15 protein-coding genes are annotated in these 20915 nt (G+C 32.0%); 2 read left to right on the forward strand and 13 right to left on the reverse strand.

Annotated elements, in window-relative coordinates:
* Positions 1 to 54 precede the first annotated feature (54 nt).
* From MHH94_RS10550 to MHH94_RS10585, 8 genes are all read right to left on the reverse strand, one after another.
* Positions 55 to 1182, reverse strand: coding sequence for a DUF418 domain-containing protein (locus tag MHH94_RS10550; RefSeq protein WP_078355596.1), 1128 nt, complete (start codon positions 1180 to 1182; stop codon positions 55 to 57).
* Positions 1182 to 4820 (reverse strand): helicase-exonuclease AddAB subunit AddA, encoded by a 3639-nt coding sequence (addA, locus tag MHH94_RS10555; protein WP_340841049.1) that lies wholly within the window; start codon positions 4818 to 4820, stop codon positions 1182 to 1184. The genes MHH94_RS10550 and addA overlap by 1 nt, the downstream gene beginning before the upstream one ends.
* A complete protein-coding gene (gene addB, locus MHH94_RS10560; RefSeq protein ID WP_106417870.1) occupies positions 4817 to 8287 on the reverse strand; it encodes a helicase-exonuclease AddAB subunit AddB in 3471 nt (1156 codons plus the stop codon). Before addB ends, addA begins: the two co-directional genes overlap by 4 nt.
* A gap of 96 nt (positions 8288 to 8383) precedes the next feature.
* Positions 8384 to 8950 (reverse strand): signal peptidase I, encoded by a 567-nt coding sequence (gene lepB, locus MHH94_RS10565; protein ID WP_048540120.1) that lies wholly within the window; start codon positions 8948 to 8950, stop codon positions 8384 to 8386.
* Between the two features lie 19 nt (positions 8951 to 8969).
* Positions 8970 to 9500, reverse strand: a complete 531-nt coding sequence (gene lepB / locus MHH94_RS10570; RefSeq protein WP_048540121.1) for a signal peptidase I — start codon at positions 9498 to 9500, stop codon at positions 8970 to 8972.
* Entirely contained in the window at positions 9497 to 10111 is a 615-nt protein-coding gene (locus MHH94_RS10575; RefSeq protein WP_048540123.1) for a TVP38/TMEM64 family protein, read from the reverse strand. Before MHH94_RS10575 ends, lepB (MHH94_RS10570) begins: the two co-directional genes overlap by 4 nt.
* A 231-nt stretch (positions 10112 to 10342) precedes the next feature.
* Positions 10343 to 11251, reverse strand: a complete 909-nt coding sequence (locus MHH94_RS10580) for a nuclease-related domain-containing protein (RefSeq protein WP_084754932.1) — start codon at positions 11249 to 11251, stop codon at positions 10343 to 10345.
* 94 nt (positions 11252 to 11345) lie between these two features.
* Positions 11346 to 12683, reverse strand: a complete 1338-nt coding sequence (locus MHH94_RS10585; protein ID WP_058591476.1) for a glucose-6-phosphate isomerase — start codon at positions 12681 to 12683, stop codon at positions 11346 to 11348.
* A 210-nt stretch (positions 12684 to 12893) separates the two neighbouring features.
* Here MHH94_RS10585 and MHH94_RS10590 point away from each other — a divergent pair, with 210 nt between their 5' ends.
* Together MHH94_RS10590 and argH are read left to right on the forward strand one after the other, a co-directional pair.
* The gene (locus tag MHH94_RS10590; RefSeq protein WP_058591477.1) at positions 12894 to 14096 is read left to right on the forward strand and encodes an argininosuccinate synthase; all 1203 of its coding nucleotides are present in this window, start codon (positions 12894 to 12896) and stop codon (positions 14094 to 14096) included.
* The gene (gene argH / locus MHH94_RS10595; RefSeq protein WP_058591478.1) at positions 14093 to 15466 is read left to right on the forward strand and encodes an argininosuccinate lyase; all 1374 of its coding nucleotides are present in this window, start codon (positions 14093 to 14095) and stop codon (positions 15464 to 15466) included. Before MHH94_RS10590 ends, argH begins: the two co-directional genes overlap by 4 nt.
* Before the next feature lie 46 nt (positions 15467 to 15512).
* Here the strand turns inward: argH and MHH94_RS10600 are convergent, their stop codons facing one another.
* The 5 genes from MHH94_RS10600 to MHH94_RS10620 all read right to left on the reverse strand — a co-directional run bounded on the left by MHH94_RS10600 (position 15513) and on the right by MHH94_RS10620 (position 20905).
* Positions 15513 to 16757 carry a Glu/Leu/Phe/Val family dehydrogenase gene (locus tag MHH94_RS10600; protein WP_048540128.1) on the reverse strand — a complete coding sequence of 415 codons (1245 nt, stop codon included), beginning with the start codon at positions 16755 to 16757 and terminating at the stop codon, positions 15513 to 15515.
* 108 nt (positions 16758 to 16865) lie between these two features.
* A complete protein-coding gene (locus tag MHH94_RS10605) occupies positions 16866 to 18056 on the reverse strand; it encodes an ornithine--oxo-acid transaminase (protein WP_049319830.1) in 1191 nt (396 codons plus the stop codon).
* Positions 18057 to 18126: 70 nt separating this feature from the next.
* Positions 18127 to 19671 carry an L-glutamate gamma-semialdehyde dehydrogenase gene (gene pruA, locus MHH94_RS10610; protein ID WP_325888787.1) on the reverse strand — a complete coding sequence of 515 codons (1545 nt, stop codon included), beginning with the start codon at positions 19669 to 19671 and terminating at the stop codon, positions 18127 to 18129.
* 244 nt (positions 19672 to 19915) lie between these two features.
* Complete coding sequence (ygs, locus tag MHH94_RS10615; RefSeq protein ID WP_325888788.1) at positions 19916 to 20296, reverse strand: S1 domain-containing post-transcriptional regulator Ygs; 381 nt, start codon at positions 20294 to 20296, stop codon at positions 19916 to 19918.
* A gap of 405 nt (positions 20297 to 20701) precedes the next feature.
* Complete coding sequence (locus tag MHH94_RS10620; RefSeq protein ID WP_025904699.1) at positions 20702 to 20905, reverse strand: hypothetical protein; 204 nt, start codon at positions 20903 to 20905, stop codon at positions 20702 to 20704.
* Between the last annotated feature and the right edge of the window lie 10 nt (positions 20906 to 20915).

The raw sequence follows: 20915 nt of genomic DNA on the forward strand, positions 1-20915 counted from the left end.
TTCTTAATTTCGATTATACCGAATTTTTAGATAAATCGCATGCTTTTCAATCGATTATTTTAAATATGTTACTTTTCTCCATAATTTTTCCAATGGTCCTTGTTTAAATTTTAATAAATACAGATAGCTTAAGATAAGTTGCACGCAATAAATAACAATACCTATGATATAAATGGTTAAGACAGGTAACTTACCGTAGTAATTTAAACCAACACCATAGAATATTAAAATACATATTATGCTTTGTGAAATATAAGTCGTTAAGCTTAGTTTTCCGATAGATTGTAATGGCGTTAAAATTTTTCTAACTGTTTGATCTTCACATAAGATGACAAAGAACATAATATAGCTCAATGCAACAATTGGACCACCAATCATCTGACTCATTAATTGTGATGTTACAGAACCTTCTAACACGATTTGAATCATTTTAATTGCTAAACCTAAAATTAATACAACAACCCCTATCACCATATATAGATTTTTATGTTGTTTAATTTTGTTAAACCAATTAATTTGATGTGCATAAATGCCGAATAGCATAATCGGTAAAATAGAAAATGGTCCTACTAGAATGGCGTTCGCAATATTCATACCAAAATATTTCAAATTAAAGCCAATAATCGATACATAATCAGCACTTGATAATATATTATTAACTCTTTCTAATTCTTGTAATCCTACAAAGCTTTCTATTTGCGTGACATCTTTTAATAAAATCATTGGCAGTAAATATAACAGTACAAATATGCCGATTCCTATTGATAGTGCAACTAATGTATATTGTGGTTTTAAGCGCACAAATATGATTGCTATTAAACCTAACAATGCATATGTTGATAATATATCACCATAAAAAATGAATACGCCATGAATGATACCTAGCAGTAATAAAAATAATAATCTTCTTGTAATCATTGGATAGTAGTTTAATCCCTTATCCAAACTATTTTGATACATGATGGATAAACCGTAACCAAATAGAAATGCAAATATTGGATAAAATGAAGCGATTATAAATAATGAACTGATTTTAAACCATGCACCATCTTGATGTTGAAAAAATTCGAACGGATTGATGATTTGATATGGATATGCAAAGGTTAAAATATTCATAAGTAATATACCTAGTAAACTAAACCCTCTTAATGCATCAATACTAAATATTCTTTGTTTTGCCATTAATGATTCTCCTTGATGTGTTTCGTTCCATATTGAAAGAAGTATAAATAACCTTCAACTGGTTTCTTCAATATTGTTTCTAAAGTATTTTGATAATAACGCATTTGAACGTCATATTTTTGTTTCATCGTTTCTGCTACTTCTTCTTTTGTTTTACCTCTACGAACGATAAATGCATCTGTTTTATAATCTATAAATGATACTGTATCTCCTTCAATAAAAATACAATCTATCATCCCTTGGATAATCGGTTTATTATCTTTTTCAGAAACATCGAAAGATAAACCTTGATCGATATCATCTTGACCAACTACAAAAGGTACCTCTCTCATAACTTTATCCGCATTGACTAACCTTTTGTATAAATCAGACTTTGTAAACACTTCTATTAATGATAAATCTAAATCTTGCATAGCGTCATCAGGTAGTATTTCTTTATCCATCAACTCGTGTACAAGATTTTGTAAATCTTCTACAGTTAAACCTTCTTGTTTTAAAGGAAGATGTTGCATAACTGCATGCATCAAAGTACCAATTTCGGCACTTTGTCTTTTTTGTTTAGTCATAAACTTAGGTCTGTCATATGATTTAGTACCAAGCTGATATTGTCTTACAATTTGATAATCCGTTCCTGCTTCTTCAGTTTCGCGTTGACGTTTAATTTCAGAAACAGATTGTTTTGCTGCAATATTTAACAATTGTTCATCAGGATATTTGTACACCATCTGATTATAAATTTCATCCTTTTTCTCAGAAGGTATATAATTCATGAGTGTATCTAGTGTTGGCTTTTCGTATGAGATATCTTGTTCTTCATCTTGTTCTTCGTCACGTATGATATTGATATTAAAAGATTCACTTCGTTCAGATTTAAATGGCATTGAGTGTGATAGACCATTATCTTTCGATTTAGCAAGAACTGAGGAGATAAGATCAAATGGTGATTTCGCCTTCACTCTATATTCAGATTCAATCATTTCATCTTGATCTGCACTCACAAGCCCTATTTTTTCAAGTGCTTTATCACTTTTAACACGACCAATAAGATATAATCCCTCTTTGGCTCTTGTTAATGCGACATAAATCAATCTCATTTCTTCAGAAATCATTTCTGTTTCATTTATATTTTTAAATATAATAGATGCTAGTGTTGGGAATGAGACTTCTTTTTCAATATTGAAATATGATAAAGCTAATCCATATCGATTATTTAAGATAACATGCTCTCTTAACTCAGTACGGTTAAATTCACGTGTAATACCTGAATAAATAACAAATGGAAATTCTAGCCCTTTACTACTATGAATCGTCATCATACGTACAACATCATCATTAGGACCTATCACACTTTCTTGTCCGAAATCTTGGCCACGTTCGATTAATTCATCAATAAATCTAATAAATTGGAAGATACCTCTTAAACTAGATGCTTCAAATTGTATTGCTTTATTTAATAAACCATATAAATTCTGTCTTCTTTGAACACCACCAGTAAGGCCACTAAAGTAAGAAATTAAATAATAGTCATTATATAATTTATCCAACAGTTGCCATACCGGAACAGATTTACTATATGCTTGATAGTTTTTCAATTGCGTTAAAAATTGATTAAGCTTTTCTACTAGTGCTGCATCCGCTTCTGCATTTGAAATATATTTATAAATAGAATCAATATAGTAAATTTCTTGTGGCGCTTTATTTCTAATTTCAGCAAGCTCATCTTCTTTAAACTGAAAAGCGATTGACCGCATAACACCGACTAAATATTTATCTTGCAATGGGTTATCTATCACACGTAAAAATGAAAGCATCAATCTAATTTCATTTTGTTCGAAGTAGCCTTTTTTCGATTCTACATAGAACGGAATATTCACTTCTTTAAATTGTTGTTGCAAGTGCATCGCATTACTATAACTTCTCTCAAGAATTACAATATCTTTGAATGTTGCTAGTCGATAACTTTGCGTTTTTCGATCATATACGCGTTTGTTATCTAATATATATTGCACTTTATCTACAATAGCCTTTGCTTCAATCAGATTATTATCTTCTACTTTAAAAGAATCTTGGACGATAATATCCATTTCTAGTGGCGTATGTTGTGATTCATAATCTGCACCGTAATACAATTTAGCTTCATCGTTATATTCAATTTCACCTACAACTTCATCCATCATATGAGAAAAAATATAATTCGTATTATCGAGCACTTCTTTTCTAGATCTAAAGTTCTTAGATAAATCGATCACTTCACCTGATGCTATTTCCTGATTATTAAATCGTTTATATTTTTCTATAAATAATTCTGGCTCAGCTTGCCTAAATTTATAAATGGATTGCTTCACATCACCAACCATAAATAAGTTACCATTATGCTCTTCTCCGCGTTTAATACAACTGATAATAGCCTCTTGTACTCTATTGGTATCTTGATATTCATCTACTAAAATTTCATCAAAGTAATCTCGATATTGCAAAGCAATTTCTGAAGGGTTGCCATCATCATCTGTCAAAATATCTAAAGCTAAATGTTCATAATCAGAGAAATCAATAATCCTTTTTTGTTGTTTAAGTGATTGGAAATATTTAATGACATCTTTAGTGATATCCGCAATCACTTTCACTCTTGGTCCCATATCTTTCATATCTTGAATTAAATCTTCTCTACTTCTGCTGAGATAACCTTCAGTCAGTTCTTTTAAGTGGTCAAGATAGGCTTTATGATAGTCTTTACCTAGTTCCAGTAATTGCTCTGATCCTTCATTTTCAGACTTAATCTTCGCACTATTTGTCGGTAATTTCTTTGCTGCCATATCTAAATGTATTTGATCAAGTAGCTTACTACCTTCAAATACGCGCTCTAACCAAATGCGTTCACCTTCAAGATACGTCACATGTTTATCGACTTCATTCAAGTGTTGATAGCAATCTATTGACTGATACAAAGCATTTTTAGCACTATCTAATTTACGATAAATAAGTTGGTCAAACATTTTAAAATAAGCGTGATTTTCATCAATTTGATCATATGGTTGAGCCAATTCATTTAACCACGCGAAAGGATCTGCATGTGCAATACTAAATCGATATAGACGGTTCAATAATGCTCTTAAAGGCTCGTCAGAACGGTCATTTGATAGATGCTCAACGATTGCTAAAAATGTCTGTTCATTCTTTTCATAATAGCTTTCTAACACATCATCTATTGCCTGTTCTAATAAAACAATACTCTCAACTTCATTTGCAGTTCTAAAGTTTGGGTCAATATCAATCGTGTCATAATGTGATTTAATTAATGTTAAACAAAAGCTATGAAGTGTAGAAATTTGAGCTTGATGAATTTTAATTCTTTGTGACTTCAAATGTTCATCTTCAGGATATTTAATACTTTCTTTTTGAATCGCAGCATTGACTCTTGCTTTCATTTCTCTCGCACTTGCGTTAGTGAAGGTTACAACAAGCAGCCTATTAACGTCTTGTTTGTTACGCATAATTTTTTGAATTATACGTTCAACAAGCACAGCTGTCTTACCGCTTCCCGCTGCTGCTGCAACAAGGATATCTTTCCCTTCGCTATATATCGCTTTCCATTGATCATCCGTCCACTGTACATCTATCGGTTTTTCTGGCAATGTCATTCTTCCGCCTCCTCTCTCAACATTTCGATGATTTCATCTTTCGTTAATGAATGTTCGATTTCTCTATATTGCTCTGTATCAGTTATAGGATCGATGTGACAAACTGATTTAAATTCACAAAATTGGCATGGTAACCTCTTTTGATATCGCATAGGCGAAACTTCTGTATGCCCATCCATAATTTGTGTAGCTGTTTCAACAAAGTTTTCTCTATTTTTATTCATTAATTTGAAAAATAGTTCTTCATCTAAAGCTTTACTATAACTATTTAATTCACCATTTTTCTTTTTCGTAACAGGGATCATGTCAGATTTTAATTGGTCTATCAATTTATCATCAAGCGCATCGACTACTTCAGGATTTCTATTCACATATCCATCCATTTTGAATTTTTCAATAGTTTGTTGATAAATATCATCTACTTCTGGAATTTCTCCCCAACTTGTTGCTTTAATTTCAGGTTCATGCACATGGAAATACAATAATGCACCAGGTGATACGTTATCTTGTAGATTTAACAAAGTTTTATTTTGGAGTACGACATCTAAATACGTAAACATTTGCATTTGCATACCATACATTACTTTAGTTAAATCTAAGCTTGTCTCCGATGACTTATAGTCAATAATAGACACATAATCTTTATCTTTACCTTTATATACATCCAATCTATCAATTTGACCTCTAATATTAATTGGAATTTTTCGTTTCGTTGATAAAGGCGTCGTTTTTAATTGATGTTTAGATGTTGCACCAAAGTTTAATTCAAATTGATAGGCTTTGAATTTTGAATGACTTGTTTGATACTTCATTGCTTCTAATGTAGATTTCAAAATATTTTGGATGCGTAATTTTAAATATCTATAATGAGCAGTACGATGTAGTACATCAAATTGAATTTTAGGCAAGCTTTCATCGATAGCTTCGTTTATTAATTTGGCCATGGATTGTGCTGATAACTTACTAAAGTCACCATTTACTTCATCTGAAATATATTTCAATGTTTGATGGAATATATTACCGATATCGACACTTTGAATTTGATATTTCGTACGTTCGTTTAATTTTAAACCATGTGAAACATAATGTTTAAACGGACATTGATTATACGTTTCAAACCTTGATACACTGGCATTTATTTTCTGACCGTAAAGCGATTCTGATACATCTGTATTTAATTGGACTGTATCATTTTTATACGTTAAAGCTGATGTTAAAAATTGAACAGTATGGTCTAAATGATGAATATCTAATAAAGCATGATACGCATCTAGCCATATATCATTAACAATCTCATCATTCATCCAATCATTTAAATGTTCAAATATATGCATTTGACTTTGATGTTCATGTTCTAATAATTGAATAGGATTATGCTCTATATTTGATTTTAGAGATTGAACTTCAAGATTTGTAAATAATGATTGAATCGTATTGATAAATGGACTCTTTTCTCTAATTTCTCCACCATCGGACATTAAACTATATGTGAATACAACTTCTTTCTTAGCTCGTGTCATCGCAATATAACATACAAACGCTTCATCCATCTGTAAAATATCACTCGTCGGGCTTAATTCTAAACCGCTTGAAGTTGCTAATTCTTTTTTCTCATCGTCTGTTAATAACAACATTTGATTAGATACTTTCGGTAAGACACCGTCATTCATACCAAGCAAGAATACAATTTCTTTATTATCCACTTTGGCTAAATCCATATTACCGACTGTTACTTCATCTAATGTTTGCGGAATCATTGAGAATTCTAATTCATCTAGTCCTCTATCCAATATTTCAATGTATTCATTTAAAGAAAGTGTTACATCACCTAACACTTCTACGATGTCATCAAATATGCGTATTGTACCTTCCCATACTTGGTCAATTTCCTCTGCTTCTTCAAACTGATGCTTTATTTCTAATTCGTCGCGCATCGTCATTAAGTGCGTAGGTAAATCAAACTGTTCGATAACGCCATATAATCGACTCGTAAAGTCTTCCACTGTTTGACTATCAGCTAAAGCTTCGTTCAACTTTTCAATTCGATTCACAACATAATCTTTTAAGTCGATAACACTCTGAATTGTTTTTCTATCTTCTTCTATAAATGTATCTTCTTCTTTTCTTAATGATTTTTTGCCGAGTTTTTCAAAAGATTCAACTGTGAAAAATTCTGGATTCGTCCATCTCTTACCAGATATCCCTCTTTCAAATGCATAGTTTTCTAATATATCAATTAAGTATGACGCATTTGGGATATGGCTTGTTAAGATACCTGTCTTCAACATGCGCATGACAGGTTCAAATCTCCATCCAGTTTGAATAACTTCTAACATTGATCTTAAACATTCAATGAACGGATGATATGCCATTTTCTTTTTCGCGTCATGATTATAAGCAATATTAAAATGCGGTAATACCGTTTCAATCAGCTGCTCATAACCTGGATCACGATAAAGTATCGCTATGTCTTTGTAAGATAAATGTTCTTCTCTCGAACGTCTTAATATCTCTCTCGCAACGTATTGCACTTCGTCTCTCATATTGGATGTTTCAATAATTTTTAAACCTTCACTATCAATAGTATTCGGTAGCAATGCATCAAATTGACTTTCCAAATGCTTTAATACTTTTTGATTATTGAATCGTTCCGTTGTCTTAAAGTGCGTATAATTAATCTTAATTTGTAATGCATCCGCAATGTCTTCAACGTGATTGAGAGATTCCGATGTTTTTCTAAATAAGCTAAATGGATCTTTGTCTCCATCTGTCGTTAAACCGATTGTAACCGACTTACTATATTTAACTAAGGCTTCAATAACGCGATATTCGAGTGTTGAAAAGTTATGAAAACCATCTATATAAATATCTGCTTGTTTGATGTAGTCTGAATTTGGTATTTTCTCAATTAATTTATACAAGACATCTTCTGCTTGTACATAGCGGCCGTTTAATTGATCCTCTAACGCTTTATATATTGTTTCGATATCACTAAGTTTATCTTTCATTCTTTTAGGAATCGTTTCGTTGTATTCAATATAATGTGATAAATCATCAGGACTTACATTATATTTTTTAAAGTCTTTAATCTCATTCATCATTTTATGACTAAATCCATAATGTTGAATAGTAGACTGATATAAATTTAACTGTTTTTTATGTGTATGTAATAAGTGATATGTCAGCATTTCTAATGCTTCATCTGAAATTTGTTGTTCAACAAGACCACCTTCATCACTTAAAACTCTCCAACTTAATCTTTCAAATCCGAATACTGAAGTACGTATACTTCCTTTTAAATTAGGATTTTTAACAAATGCTTGTTCATATTGGAAGGTATTTTGAGTTGGTGTCAAAAATATAATTGGGTCTCCTAATGGATTTTCAATCATAGCTTTAGTCATTTGATTAAGCATTTGATTCGTTTTCCCGGTCCCACTTCGTCCAATCCATACATTTAATTGCATTTATTTCTACCTCCCTTACGTTCTCTTATTCATTTATTTTAACATAAAAAGAACACCTCACTTAATTTCAAAGCAAGGTGTTTAAGATCTTTTATATTAGTTTGTAGATGGATCAAAATTATAATGGAATTGGTTAATTGGCCAGAATCTTAATGCAACTTCACCAACAATGACATCTTTATCAATCAAACCAAATGAACGACCATCTTTACTTACTTCACGATTATCTCCTAAGACTAAATATTCATCTTTAGGAATTTTATTGGCACCATTTGAATTCACTAAATCTTTCACTTCAAAATTCTCTGTCAATAAATCACGTGACTTATTCGCTTTGTTTGCTTTCAAGTATTCTTCAGGTACTTTTTTATCATTTACATATAATTGATCATTTTCATATTTCACTGTATCACCAGGTTTACCGATAACACGTTTCACATAATCATCATTCTTGTTTGCGTGGAATACAATAACATCTCCGTTATCAATATCTCCCACTTTATATCCAATTTTGTTAACGATTACTTTTTCACTATTTTTTAAAGTTGGGTACATAGAATCGCCAGAAACTGTATATGTTACAAATAAGAATTTCTGTATCAGTAATACACATACAACTGCTACTGCAATCGCCACAACCCATTCAAATATTTCTTTTTTCAAAAATGCCACCTCATTATTATTATTTATCAAAATTCACATCTATTTGATTAAATGGATAATATCTTAAATTCACAGTACCAACGATATCATCTTCATGTACAAAACCAATTTCTCTTGAGTCTCTGCTATTGCTACGATTGTCACCTAATACTAGATATTCACCATTAGGAATAACATCACTTTTAGAGCCTTGAATGGTTCTTGTACTAAAATCATCAGTCTTTATATTATCATTTAAATAACGCTCATTTACATGAGTACCATTAATATACAGTTTGTTGTTTTTCATTTCAACTGTGTCGCCTGGCAACCCGATAACTCTTTTAATATAATCAGCATTTTTATTCGCATGAAAAACGATAACATCACCGTTATTAATTTGTCCAAAATTCTTAACAAGCTTATTAACAATTACTCTATCATTATCATGAAAAGTTGGTTTCATTGAGTCTCCGTCTACAACATAACCGATGAATAAAAATGTTCTTACAATAAATAATAATACTAACGCAATTATAATTGCAATTATCCATTCGAATATTTTTTTCATTTTTGACTCCTATTTTTTAAGCGTTTATCAAAATATTTTTCTAAGCCTTTTCCAACTAGCCAGAGCACAAATATAATCACGACTACTATTATACTCTTTTTAGGACTTGCAAAAAAGGAATTTATATCGGCACCAATGAAACTTAATGTAAATATCATAATGGCTTTTGATAAAATTAACGCGATTAAATAGACTTGTTTACTAATGTTTGAAAAGGCACTAACCATATTAACTAAAGCACCTGGCGTAAATGGAAAGCACAACAAAATAAACAGTGGTCCGAATCCATGTTCATCAATCCACTGAATAAATCTTACAACTCTAGGCTGTTCAATAACCCTTTTCATAAAAGGCTTTTTAGAAATTACTCTAAAGATTATAAAGACTATATAACTTCCCGAAACAGTACCAGCCCATGTAATGATAAAACCTAACAATAATCCATAAGCATTTACATTAGCAATTACAAATAGAATGATTGGCAAAAACGGTAAGAATGCCTCAATAAATGGTAATAAAAATGCTATGAATATCCCGAACGATCTAAACGTTTCAATTAATTCAGTAATGTTCTCTTCACTAAACCAATTCATTAAATCTTGTATTAACATGTAACGCAACTTCCTTCTTAAATTTAGATTAATTATACCGATAAATGTGTAAATAGAAAAGTAAATTGACATCATACAAAAGTCGTATCTTTAGGAATGAGAAGGAATTCATTGGTTGGTAGGGGGTAATGATTGCTCAGTAGGAGGAATTTAGTTTATGGAGATAATGCTCCTGTTTTCGGGTCGCTATTTTTATTTATCGGCCTGAAATTCTCGTTTTCAGGTCGATATTTATTCATAAGACATATATTTCGTTGATTTTGCTTTACCAACTCTTTTGAAATTTTTATATAGTATTCTTTTAATCGCGCTATTTGAGACCCCTGTCCACATTTCTGCTTCTTTTACTGAAAATGGTGCGCCTTTTAATAAATATAATTCTTCTAATGATTGAATAATAATATTCGTTCTATTCAATGCTCTCTTACAATGATGACATTTCAAATATTTTCGCTTATTAAATAATTCATCTACTCGAATCAACTTTCGACAGTTTGTACATCGAACGCCTCTTTTTAAATCTTTATATTCTATATTCAAATTTGGTATTTGATTTGTATTTAAAAATGGTTCGTGTAGGCTTTTTAGTTTACAGTATATCCATTTATTCTCTTCATATTTAAAGTTTTGTGATACCATATCTTTTATTTTATGTACCTCACTTTTTAAAATAATATTCATTCGTGATCGTAAATCACCATGTAACGTGAAAGTTGGATGTATAAAAACAACATAGCTTTCTACTTTGCGTTTTAATTTATATTTCTCAACGATTCTTTTTAAGCCTTCTTGAGCGACTTCATATTGATTAATAAGATCTTTAGATACAAAACCTGTACTTCTATATAGTTTATGATTTTCAAAATAATAGTCACCTGTATAATTTTTAATTTCAAATTGGATGATGGCATCGTCTGTTATGACTACAAAATCAAATTGAATGTGATTATAATTTTTAATCTGTAAATCATACAGCCACCATTCTGCCCCATAGCTTTCAAGTATTTGAGCGAATGCTTTTTCGCCTTCGTACCCTTGCTTTGTGACTTGGTATTGTTCATCTATATTTTCAGGTAACTCATCCACCCTATTTTGCAATGCATCAATATAAGTTAAAAATAAATTTTTACGTATTTTCATAAAATATCACTCATTTCTTCAAAAAATTCAAATTCAAAATAAAAAAAGTCCTCCAAATTAAATTTGGGGACTTTTTTCTAAAATACGTTTCATATTATAGTCTATCTTCTAATTCTTTTTTCAAGTCTTCGAATCCTGGTTTACCAAGTAATGCGAACATATTTTGTTTGTATGCTTCAACACCTGGTTGGTTAAATGGATTCACGCCTAACATATAACCACTCATAGCACATGCTAATTCGAAGAAGTATACAACATAACCGAATGTATATGCATCTAATTGAGGAACTTTAACAACTAAGTTTGGTACGCCACCATCTGTATGTGCTAATAATGTTCCTTGGAATGCTTTCGTATTAACGAAGTCAACTGTTTCACCTGCTAAGAAGTTTAAACCGTCTAAATCGTCTTTATCTTCTTCAATTGTAATATCATGTTTAGGACTTTCAACTTTTACAACTGTTTCAAATAAGAAACGACGGCCTTCTTGTACATATTGACCAAGTGAATGTAAGTCAGAAGTGAAATTAGCACTTGATGGATAAATACCTTTGAAGTCTTTACCTTCAGATTCACCGAATAATTGTTTCCACCATTCACTGAAGTATTGTAAAGCTGGTTCGTAGTTGATTAACATTTCTGTTGAATATCCTTTTGCATATAAGATATTACGAATTGCTGCATATTGATATGCAATATTGTCATCAAGTTCTGAAGATGATAAATCTTCACGCGCAGCTGCAGCACCTTTCATCATATCTTGTATATCAATACCACTTGCTGCGATTGGTAATAAACCAACTGCTGTTAATACTGAATATCTACCACCAACATCATCTGGTACGACAAATGTTTCATAACCTTCACCAGTAGCTAAATCTTTTAAAGCACCTTTTTCTTTATCAGTTGTAGCAAAGATACGGTTTTTAGCTTCTTCTTTACCGTATTTTTCTTCTAAAATTTTCTTAAAGATTCTAAATGCTACTGCAGGTTCAGTCGTTGTACCTGATTTAGAAATAACGTTAATAGAGAAATCTTTACCATCTATATACTCAATTAAATCATGTACATAAGATGAAGATAAATGATGCCCTACAAATATAATTTGAGGATTCTCACCTTTTTCATAATTAGCAAATGTAGAATTTAACATTTCAACTGCTGCACGAGCACCTAAATATGAACCACCAATACCAATTACAAGTAATACTTCAGATTGTTCTTTGATACGTTTAGAAGCAGCTAGAATTCTATCGAACTCTTCTTTGTCATAATCTACAGGAAGGTCAACCCATCCTAAAAAGTCGCTACCTGCTCCAGTCTTTTCATGTATAACATGATGTATATTTTTTACTAGATCACGTGATTGTTCTAACTCATGTTCACCAAAAAATGTTAAAGCTTTTTTATAATCAAATTGAATATGTGACATAATATCCTCCTATGTAATCTATATTTAATTTCAACAACGTCTTTATTTTACTCTAGTTTTCATAGGCTTTCAATTGAAATGCAACGATATACTTTTACATGCATAAATATTTAAAATAACTATTGAACATTCATTCCTAATATGATATTGTATGTTTATCGATTAAATATACAAAATATTAAATATTAATACAAAAGCGAGGTTTTTTTAATGACTAACAAAGTTGTATTGGCATACTCAGGCGGGTTGGATACGAGTGTTGCAGTAAAATGGCTAATTGAAAAAGGATATACAGTAATTGCATGTTGTTTAGATGTTGGTGAAGGTAAAGATTTAGAACTAGTTAAACAAAAAGCATATGATATGGGTGCAGAAAAATCATATGTAATAGACGCAACAAAAGAATTCAGTGAAGATTTTGTTGGTTATGCAATTAAAGGTAATACAATGTATGAAGGTAGTTATCCACTTGTTTCTGCATTGAGTAGACCACTTATATCTAAGAAATTAGTTGAAATCGCTCAAGAAGAAGATGCGATTGCAATAGCACACGGATGTACTGGTAAGGGGAATGACCAAGTACGTTTTGAAGTAGCTATTAAAGCATTAGCGCCTCATATTAAAGTATTAGCGCCAGTACGTGAATGGTCTTGGAGTCGTGAGGAAGAAATTGATTATGCTAAAAAACATAACATTCCAATTCCTATCAATTTAGATTCTCCATATTCAATTGACCAAAATTTATGGGGTCGTAGTAATGAGTGTGGTATTCTTGAAGATCCATTTGCGACACCACCAGAAGATGCTTATGATTTAACGAAACCAATTGAAGAAACACCTGATACATCAGAAGAACTTGAAATTGTATTTGAAAAAGGTTTACCTATTTCAATCAATAATAAATCATATCCGTTAGATGAATTAATCTTACAACTTAATGAAATTGCTGGTTTACATGGTATCGGCAGAATCGATCACGTAGAAAACCGTTTAGTTGGTATTAAATCACGTGAAGTCTATGAAACACCAGGTGCAAAGGTTATAATGGAAGCACATAAAGCATTAGAAACGATTACTTTAACTAAAGACGTTGCACACTTTAAACCTGTAATCGAAAAACAATTAGCTGAACAAATCTATAATGGATTATGGTTCTCTCCATTAACAGATAGCTTAAAACAATTTATCGATTCTACACAAACTCAAGTAACAGGTACAGTACGTGTTAAACTATTTAAAGGAAATGTAATCGTTAATGGACGTAAATCTCCATTTAGTTTATACAATGAAGCACTTGCAACGTACACTAAAGAAGACGCATTTAACCAAGAAGCAGCTGTAGGATTCATTGAAATCTTCGGTTTACCTACTAAGGTTAAAGCATTATTAGAAACAGAGGGTGTTTTAAAATGACAAAAAAAGCATGGGGTGGAAGATTCGAGTCTAACCCTGAATCATGGGTAGATGCATTTAATGCATCTATCCATTTTGATAAAAATTTAATTGATCAAGATATTCAAGGTAGTATTGCACATGCAACAATGTTAGCAGAGCAAAATATTATCAAAACTGAAGAATCAAATCAAATTATTCAAGGTCTAAAAGATATCCAAGCCGACTATTATAACGGTAATCTTGAGCTGTCTGAATCACTTGAAGATATTCATTTAAATATTGAACATGCTTTAATTCAGAAAATTGGTCAAGTAGGCGGTAAATTGCATACTGGTAGAAGTAGAAATGATCAAGTTGCAACGGATATGCACCTTTATACGAAACAACATGTTCAAGAGATTCTTACACTTATAGAATCTCTTCAAAAATCAATTCTTCATATTGCTGATGAACATGTGCATACCATCATGCCCGGTTACACGCACTTACAAAGAGCGCAACCTATATCTTTCGCGCATCATATCATGACTTATTTCTGGATGTTAGAGCGTGATAAATCGAGATTTAATGATAGTTTAAAAAGAATCGACATCAGTCCACTAGGTGCTGCAGCTTTAAGTGGTACAACGCACCCTATTGATAGACATCGTACACAAGAACTTTTAAACTTTAGCAGTTTATATGAAAATAGTCTTGATGCAGTTAGTGACCGTGATTATATCGTTGAAACTTTGCATAATATTTCATTAACGATGGTTCACCTATCAAGATTTGCTGAAGAAATTATTTTCTGGTCTACTGACGAAGCTAAATTCATTACACTATCAGATAGTTTTTCTACTGGATCATCGATTATGCCGCAGAAGAAAAACCCTGATATGGCAGAATTGATTAGAGGAAAAGTTGGCAGAACAACGGGTCATTTAATGAGTATGCTCGTTACTTTAAAAGGCTTACCATTAGCATATAATAAAGATATGCAAGAAGATAAAGAAGGACTGTTTGATGCCATTCATACGATTAAAGGCTCATTGCGTATTTTTGAAGGTATGATATCTACTATGCAAGTGAATAAAGAGCGTTTAAATGAAACAGTGCATAAAGATTTTTCTAATGCTACTGAGCTAGCTGATTATTTAGTAGAACAAAATATACCTTTTAGAGAAGCACATGAGATTGTAGGTAAAATTGTATTATGGTGCATTCAAAATGGAAAATATTTATTAGATGTACCATTAGAACAATATCAATCTTACAACGAACGTATACAAGAAAATGTATTTGATTACTTAAAACCTGAAAACTGTTTAAACCGTAGAAAAAGTTATGGTTCAACAGGTCAAGAGTCCGTCCAACATCAAATTAATGTCGCTAAAAAACTCATATAATCAAAAAACACACCATGCAAAATGGTGTGTTTTTATTGGTTAAGGCTTATGCCCAACCTCTATATCTAGCCGCTTCAGCTGTACGTTTAATACCTACAATATAAGCTGCTAATCTCATATCTATTTTTCTATTTTCTGCTAAGTTATAAATTGTATCAAAAGCTTTAACTAATTTTTCACGTAGTTTTTCGTTAACTTCTTCTTCAGTCCAGTAATAACCTTGGTTATTTTGTACCCACTCGAAGTATGAAACTGTTACACCACCAGCACTTGCTAATACGTCTGGCACAAGAAGAACGCCACGCTCACTTAATATTTTAGTTGCTGCCATTGTAGTTGGACCATTAGCTGCTTCTACTACAATTTCAGCTTTAATATCATTAGCATTATCTTCTGTAATTTGATTTGAAATCGCTGCTGGAACAAGGATATCACAATCAATTTCAAATAATTCTTTATTAGAAATTGTATCATCAAATAAATTTGTAACTGTTCCGAAGCTATCACGACGATCTAATAAATAATCGATATCTAAACCTTCAGGATCATGAAGTGCACCATAAGCATCTGAAATACCTACTATTTTAGCGCCTTGATCATATAAGAATTTCGCTAAAAAGCTTCCTGCGTTACCAAATCCTTGAATAACGACTCTTGAACCTTCGATTGTTTTTCCACGTCTCTTAGCTGCTTCTTCAATTGCAATAACAACACCTAATGCAGTAGAACGATCTCTACCTTGAGAACCACCTAAAACAATAGGTTTACCAGTAATAAATCCTGGAGAATTAAATTCATCCATTTGACTATATTCATCCATCATCCAAGCCATAATTTGTGAGTTTGTAAATACGTCTGGTGCTGGAATATCTTTTGTAGGACCTACTATTTGAGAAATAGCACGAACATATCCACGAGATAATCTTTCTACTTCATGAATACTCATTTGTCTTGGGTCACAGACAATACCACCTTTACCACCACCATATGGTAAATCTACAATTCCACATTTTAACGTCATCCACATAGATAATGCTGTTACTTCTTCAACATCAACATCTGGGTGGAAACGAACCCCACCTTTAGTTGGTCCAACTGCATCATTATGTTGTGCTCGATAACCAGTAAATGTCTTAACAGAACCGTCATCCATTCTAACAGGTATACGCACTGTTAATAATCTCATTGGTTCCTTAATTAAATCGTACATTCCCTCGTCAAAACCTAATTTATTAAGGGCTTCACCAATAATTTCTTGTGTCGATGAAACTAAATTTAAATTTTCGCTCATGATCCTCTTCGCCTCTTTTTTAAATACTTTTAATCTCTAAATAATTGTAACATAATTGATTATTTTTAAAAGGTCTTAAACGTTTTTTTGTAAACGTTATCAGTTTTTTTATTTAAAAACAGACTTAACTTGATCAAGTGCCCAATCTAAATCTTCTTTTTCGATAATAAGTGGTGGTGCAAAACGAATAACTGTATCATGAGTTTCTTTACATAACAGACCTAATTCTTTTAATTTTTCACAATATGGTCTTGCATCTTCAGTTAATTCGATACCGATGAATAAACCTTTACCTCTTACTTCTTTAATTGATGGATGATCAATTTTTTGTAATTCTTCTTTGAAATAAGTTCCTAATTCTAAAGAACGCTCAGATAATTTTTCATCAATTAGTACGTCTAATGCTGCAACAGATACCGCACATGCTAGAGGGTTACCACCAAAAGTAGAACCATGTGAACCTGGGTTAAATACTTCTAGAATTTCTTTATTACCAACAATACATGAAATTGGGAATACGCCTCCACCTAACGCTTTACCTAAGATATACATATCTGGTTGTACATTATCCCAATCTGTTGCGAATAATTTACCTGTTCTACCAAGACCAGCTTGAATTTCATCTGCAATGAATAATACATTGTTTTCATCACAAATTTCTCTAATTTGTTTTAAATAGCCGTCTTCAGGTACATTAATACCCGCTTCACCTTGAATAGGTTCAATTAATACGGCTGCTGTATTTGGTGTAATAGCAGATTTAATTTGTTCAATATCACCGAAATCAACAAGTTTGAATCCACCTAATAATGGACCATAACCTCTTTGGTATTCTTTTTCTGAAGAAAGTGAAACTGCAGCCATTGTACGACCATGGAAGTTACCATTCATCGCAATGATTTCTGCTTTGTTATCTTCTACACCTTTCACATCATAAGCCCAACGTCTTGCAGCTTTAATCGCTGTTTCAACAGCTTCTGCACCTGTGTTCATTGGTAATACCATTTCTTTGTTTGCTAGTTTACAAATTTTTTCATACCAAGGACCTAATTGATCACTATGGAATGCGCGTGAAGTAAGTGTTACACGATCTGCTTGATCTTTTAATGCTTGGATAATTTTCGGATGACGATGACCTTGGTTAACTGCAGAATAAGCAGATAACATATCTAAATAGCGATTGCCCTCTGGATCTTTAACCCAAATACCTTCCGCTTCTGAAATTACAATTGGTAATGGCAAATAGTTCGGCGCACCAAATGTATTTGTTTGTTCAATGATTTCTTGTGACTTTGTCATATTAAATCTCCTCCCATTAAAACAGTAGAGCATGTAAACGCCCTACTGTATTTTTATTATTTCAACAATATTATAACATTTCTGATGTCGTACGTCCTTGTAAGTGAAGTACTAAGTAGTCTGGTCCACCTGCTTTAGAATCTGTGCCTGACATTTTAAAGCCACCAAATGGTTGGTAACCTACAATAGCACCTGTACATCCTCTATTGAAGTATAAGTTACCTACCATAAAGTCTCTACGTGCTTGTTCTAATTTAGAGCGGTTATTTGTAATAACGCCACCTGTTAAACCGTATTCTGTATCATTCGCAAATTCAATTGCTTGATCAAAATCTTTTGCTTTGCTGAAACCAACAACTGGTCCGAAGATTTCTTCTTGCATGACTCTGTCGTCATGTTTTAAATCAGCAATGACAGTTGGGTTAACGAAATGTCCTTTTTCTTCGTCAGTTGTACCACCTGCTACTATACGGCCTTCTTTTTTACCGATTTCGATATATTTTTTAATTTTGTTTAATGAGTTTTCGTCAATTACTGGACCCATATAATTAGCTTGATCAGTTGAATCACCGACAGTTAATTTTTCTGTACGTTCAACTACTTTATCTAATAATTCATCATAAATATCTTCAACTGCAATGACACGTGAACATGCTGAACATTTTTGACCTGAGAATCCAAATGCTGATTGTACAATTGAATCAGCTGCTAAATCTAAGTCACCTTCTGAATCAACAATAATTGTATCTTTACCACCCATTTCTGCAATAACGCGTTTAAGGTGTGTTTGGCCTTTTTGAACTTTTGCAGCTCTTTCATAAATAGAAACACCTACATCACGAGAACCAGTGAATGAAATAAGACTTGTATCTTTATGATCAATTAAATAATCACCGATTTCACTTGATGAACCTGGAATGTAGTTTACCACCCCTTTTGGTAAACCTGCTTCTTCTAAAACTTCCATAAATTTATAAGCGATAACTGGCGTTTTAGATGATGGTTTTAATAACACAGTGTTTCCTGTTACGACTGGTGCTACAGTTGTACCAGCCATGATTGCAAATGCGAAGTTCCATGGTGAAATAACAACACTTACACCAACTGGTAAATAATTATATTTATTATATTCTCCTGGACGACTTTCTACTTTTTTACCGTCTTTTAATTCAAGCATTTGACGCGCATAGTATTCCATAAAGTCGATTGCTTCAGCAGTATCTGCATCTGCTTCTTTCCATGGTTTACCACCTTCTTTAGAAAGTAAAGCTGAGAATTCGTGTTTACGACGTCTCGTAATTGCTGCTGCTCTGAATAAAACGTCAGCACGGACACTTGGATCAGTATCTCTCCATGTTTTAAAGGCTTCTTTAGCAGCTTCCATTGCCTTTTCAGCATGTTCTTTGCTTGCTTTAGAAACTAATCCTACTGTTTCTTCAATATTTGATGGATTATATGAACGTGTTTTATCTTCTGTAAATATACGTTCTCCTCCAACAATAATTGGATACTCTTTTCCTAAATATCCTTCAACTGTTTTAAGACCATCTAAATAAGCAGCCTTATTCTCCTCTTTCGTAAAATCAGTAAATGGTTCGTGTTTGTATGGAATCATTAAAGTAAACCTCCCTATGTTTATACGGGGTATTAAGAAACCCCTTACATTCCTATAATGACACACTTTTATAGATTACTTCAAGCTATTTTTTTCTGAATTTTTACAATAAAAATAAGTTGTAAATTTACTTCAAATAATTATTCAAAAAGCCGTTTAAATGTTCATTCAATGAAGTGATTTTTCGTATAAAAAAAGCCGGATTATCATGTAAGATATCCAGCTTATAAAGACGATAGATCATTTATTCGTCTTCAAAATGTTTATTTGATTGTTTAATCCACTTAGGCAACCTTTCTTCTAAAGGTTGAAACCCGTATTTTTCTGTCTCTCTAATTTCATCTAGAACTGAGCGCTTTTCTTTCTTACGTTCTTGTCTTTTGAAATATTCATTATCTTTAAGTGATAAATTCAACTTGCCATCCGCTTCAACTTTAATTATTTTAGCTTTTACTATCTGGCCAACACTAACAAATTGATTAAGGTTGTGCACGTAATCATTCATCACTTCAGAAATATGAATGAGACCTTCCACATGATCAGGGGTTTCAACAAAGGCGCCATATGGCTGAATGCCAGTCACTTTTACCTTTACAAACTGACCAACTTTATATTGTTCTCTCACTTTTAGAAAACCCCTTGTACTTGAAGTTATTAACTATTTCATCATAGCATAGTTATTTTTATTAAACCATTAATTTGATATATAATTCTGAAAATATTATGCATAAATATAAATCATCTATAAATTCATGAATTTATTATTAGATTAAGAAATAAGTATTCTATGGCGAAAATAGATTAAAGATTTTTTATTTGTTGTAGGATTTGTATTGGGATTTTGTGAGATATGTTGGGCGCTAACGATCTTGTTTTGATTTCTTGAACGTTAGAATTTCTAACGATCTTGTTTTTGAGTCTTGATCGTTAGCGCCCACCCCTCAACTCAACATTACATATAAAAAAGAGACTTCGACATACATATGCCTCAGTCTCTTCCTATATATAGTATTCGTTTGGAATGCTTTATTTACTTCTTATTGTTCTTTTTCTCCTCTTGCTCTAAATGATCCATTACTTGTTTTTCAAATGATTTCATTTTTTCTTCGTCTTTTTTAGATTTTTTACGGAACATCATAAATACGATATACGCCAAAATCATAAATAATATCAACGTAGCAACAGCAGGAATATATTCTAATTTATTATCTGGAAAATAAAGAAATTCCATCATAAGCCGACCA

The organism is Mammaliicoccus sp. FSL K6-3158 (assembly GCF_038005105.1).
Classification (GTDB): Bacteria; Bacillota; Bacilli; order Staphylococcales; family Staphylococcaceae; genus Mammaliicoccus; species Mammaliicoccus sciuri.

Coding starts and splice junctions, on each gene's coding strand:
- MHH94_RS10550 (WP_078355596.1), bottom strand. CDS start 1,182: ATGGCAAAACAAAGAATATTTAGTATTGATGCATTAAGAGGGTTTAGT.
- addA (WP_340841049.1), bottom strand. CDS start 4,820: ATGACATTGCCAGAAAAACCGATAGATGTACAGTGGACGGATGATCAA.
- addB (WP_106417870.1), bottom strand. CDS start 8,287: ATGCAATTAAATGTATGGATTGGACGAAGTGGGACCGGGAAAACGAAT.
- lepB (WP_048540121.1), bottom strand. CDS start 9,500: ATGAAAAAAATATTCGAATGGATAATTGCAATTATAATTGCGTTAGTA.
- MHH94_RS10575 (WP_048540123.1), bottom strand. CDS start 10,111: ATGTTAATACAAGATTTAATGAATTGGTTTAGTGAAGAGAACATTACT.
- MHH94_RS10580 (WP_084754932.1), bottom strand. CDS start 11,251: ATGAAAATACGTAAAAATTTATTTTTAACTTATATTGATGCATTGCAA.
- MHH94_RS10585 (WP_058591476.1), bottom strand. CDS start 12,683: ATGTCACATATTCAATTTGATTATAAAAAAGCTTTAACATTTTTTGGT.
- MHH94_RS10590 (WP_058591477.1), top strand. CDS start 12,894: ATGACTAACAAAGTTGTATTGGCATACTCAGGCGGGTTGGATACGAGT.
- argH (WP_058591478.1), top strand. CDS start 14,093: ATGACAAAAAAAGCATGGGGTGGAAGATTCGAGTCTAACCCTGAATCA.
- MHH94_RS10600 (WP_048540128.1), bottom strand. CDS start 16,757: ATGAGCGAAAATTTAAATTTAGTTTCATCGACACAAGAAATTATTGGT.
- MHH94_RS10605 (WP_049319830.1), bottom strand. CDS start 18,056: ATGACAAAGTCACAAGAAATCATTGAACAAACAAATACATTTGGTGCG.
- pruA (WP_325888787.1), bottom strand. CDS start 19,671: ATGATTCCATACAAACACGAACCATTTACTGATTTTACGAAAGAGGAG.
- MHH94_RS10620 (WP_025904699.1), bottom strand. CDS start 20,905: ATGATGGAATTTCTTTATTTTCCAGATAATAAATTAGAATATATTCCT.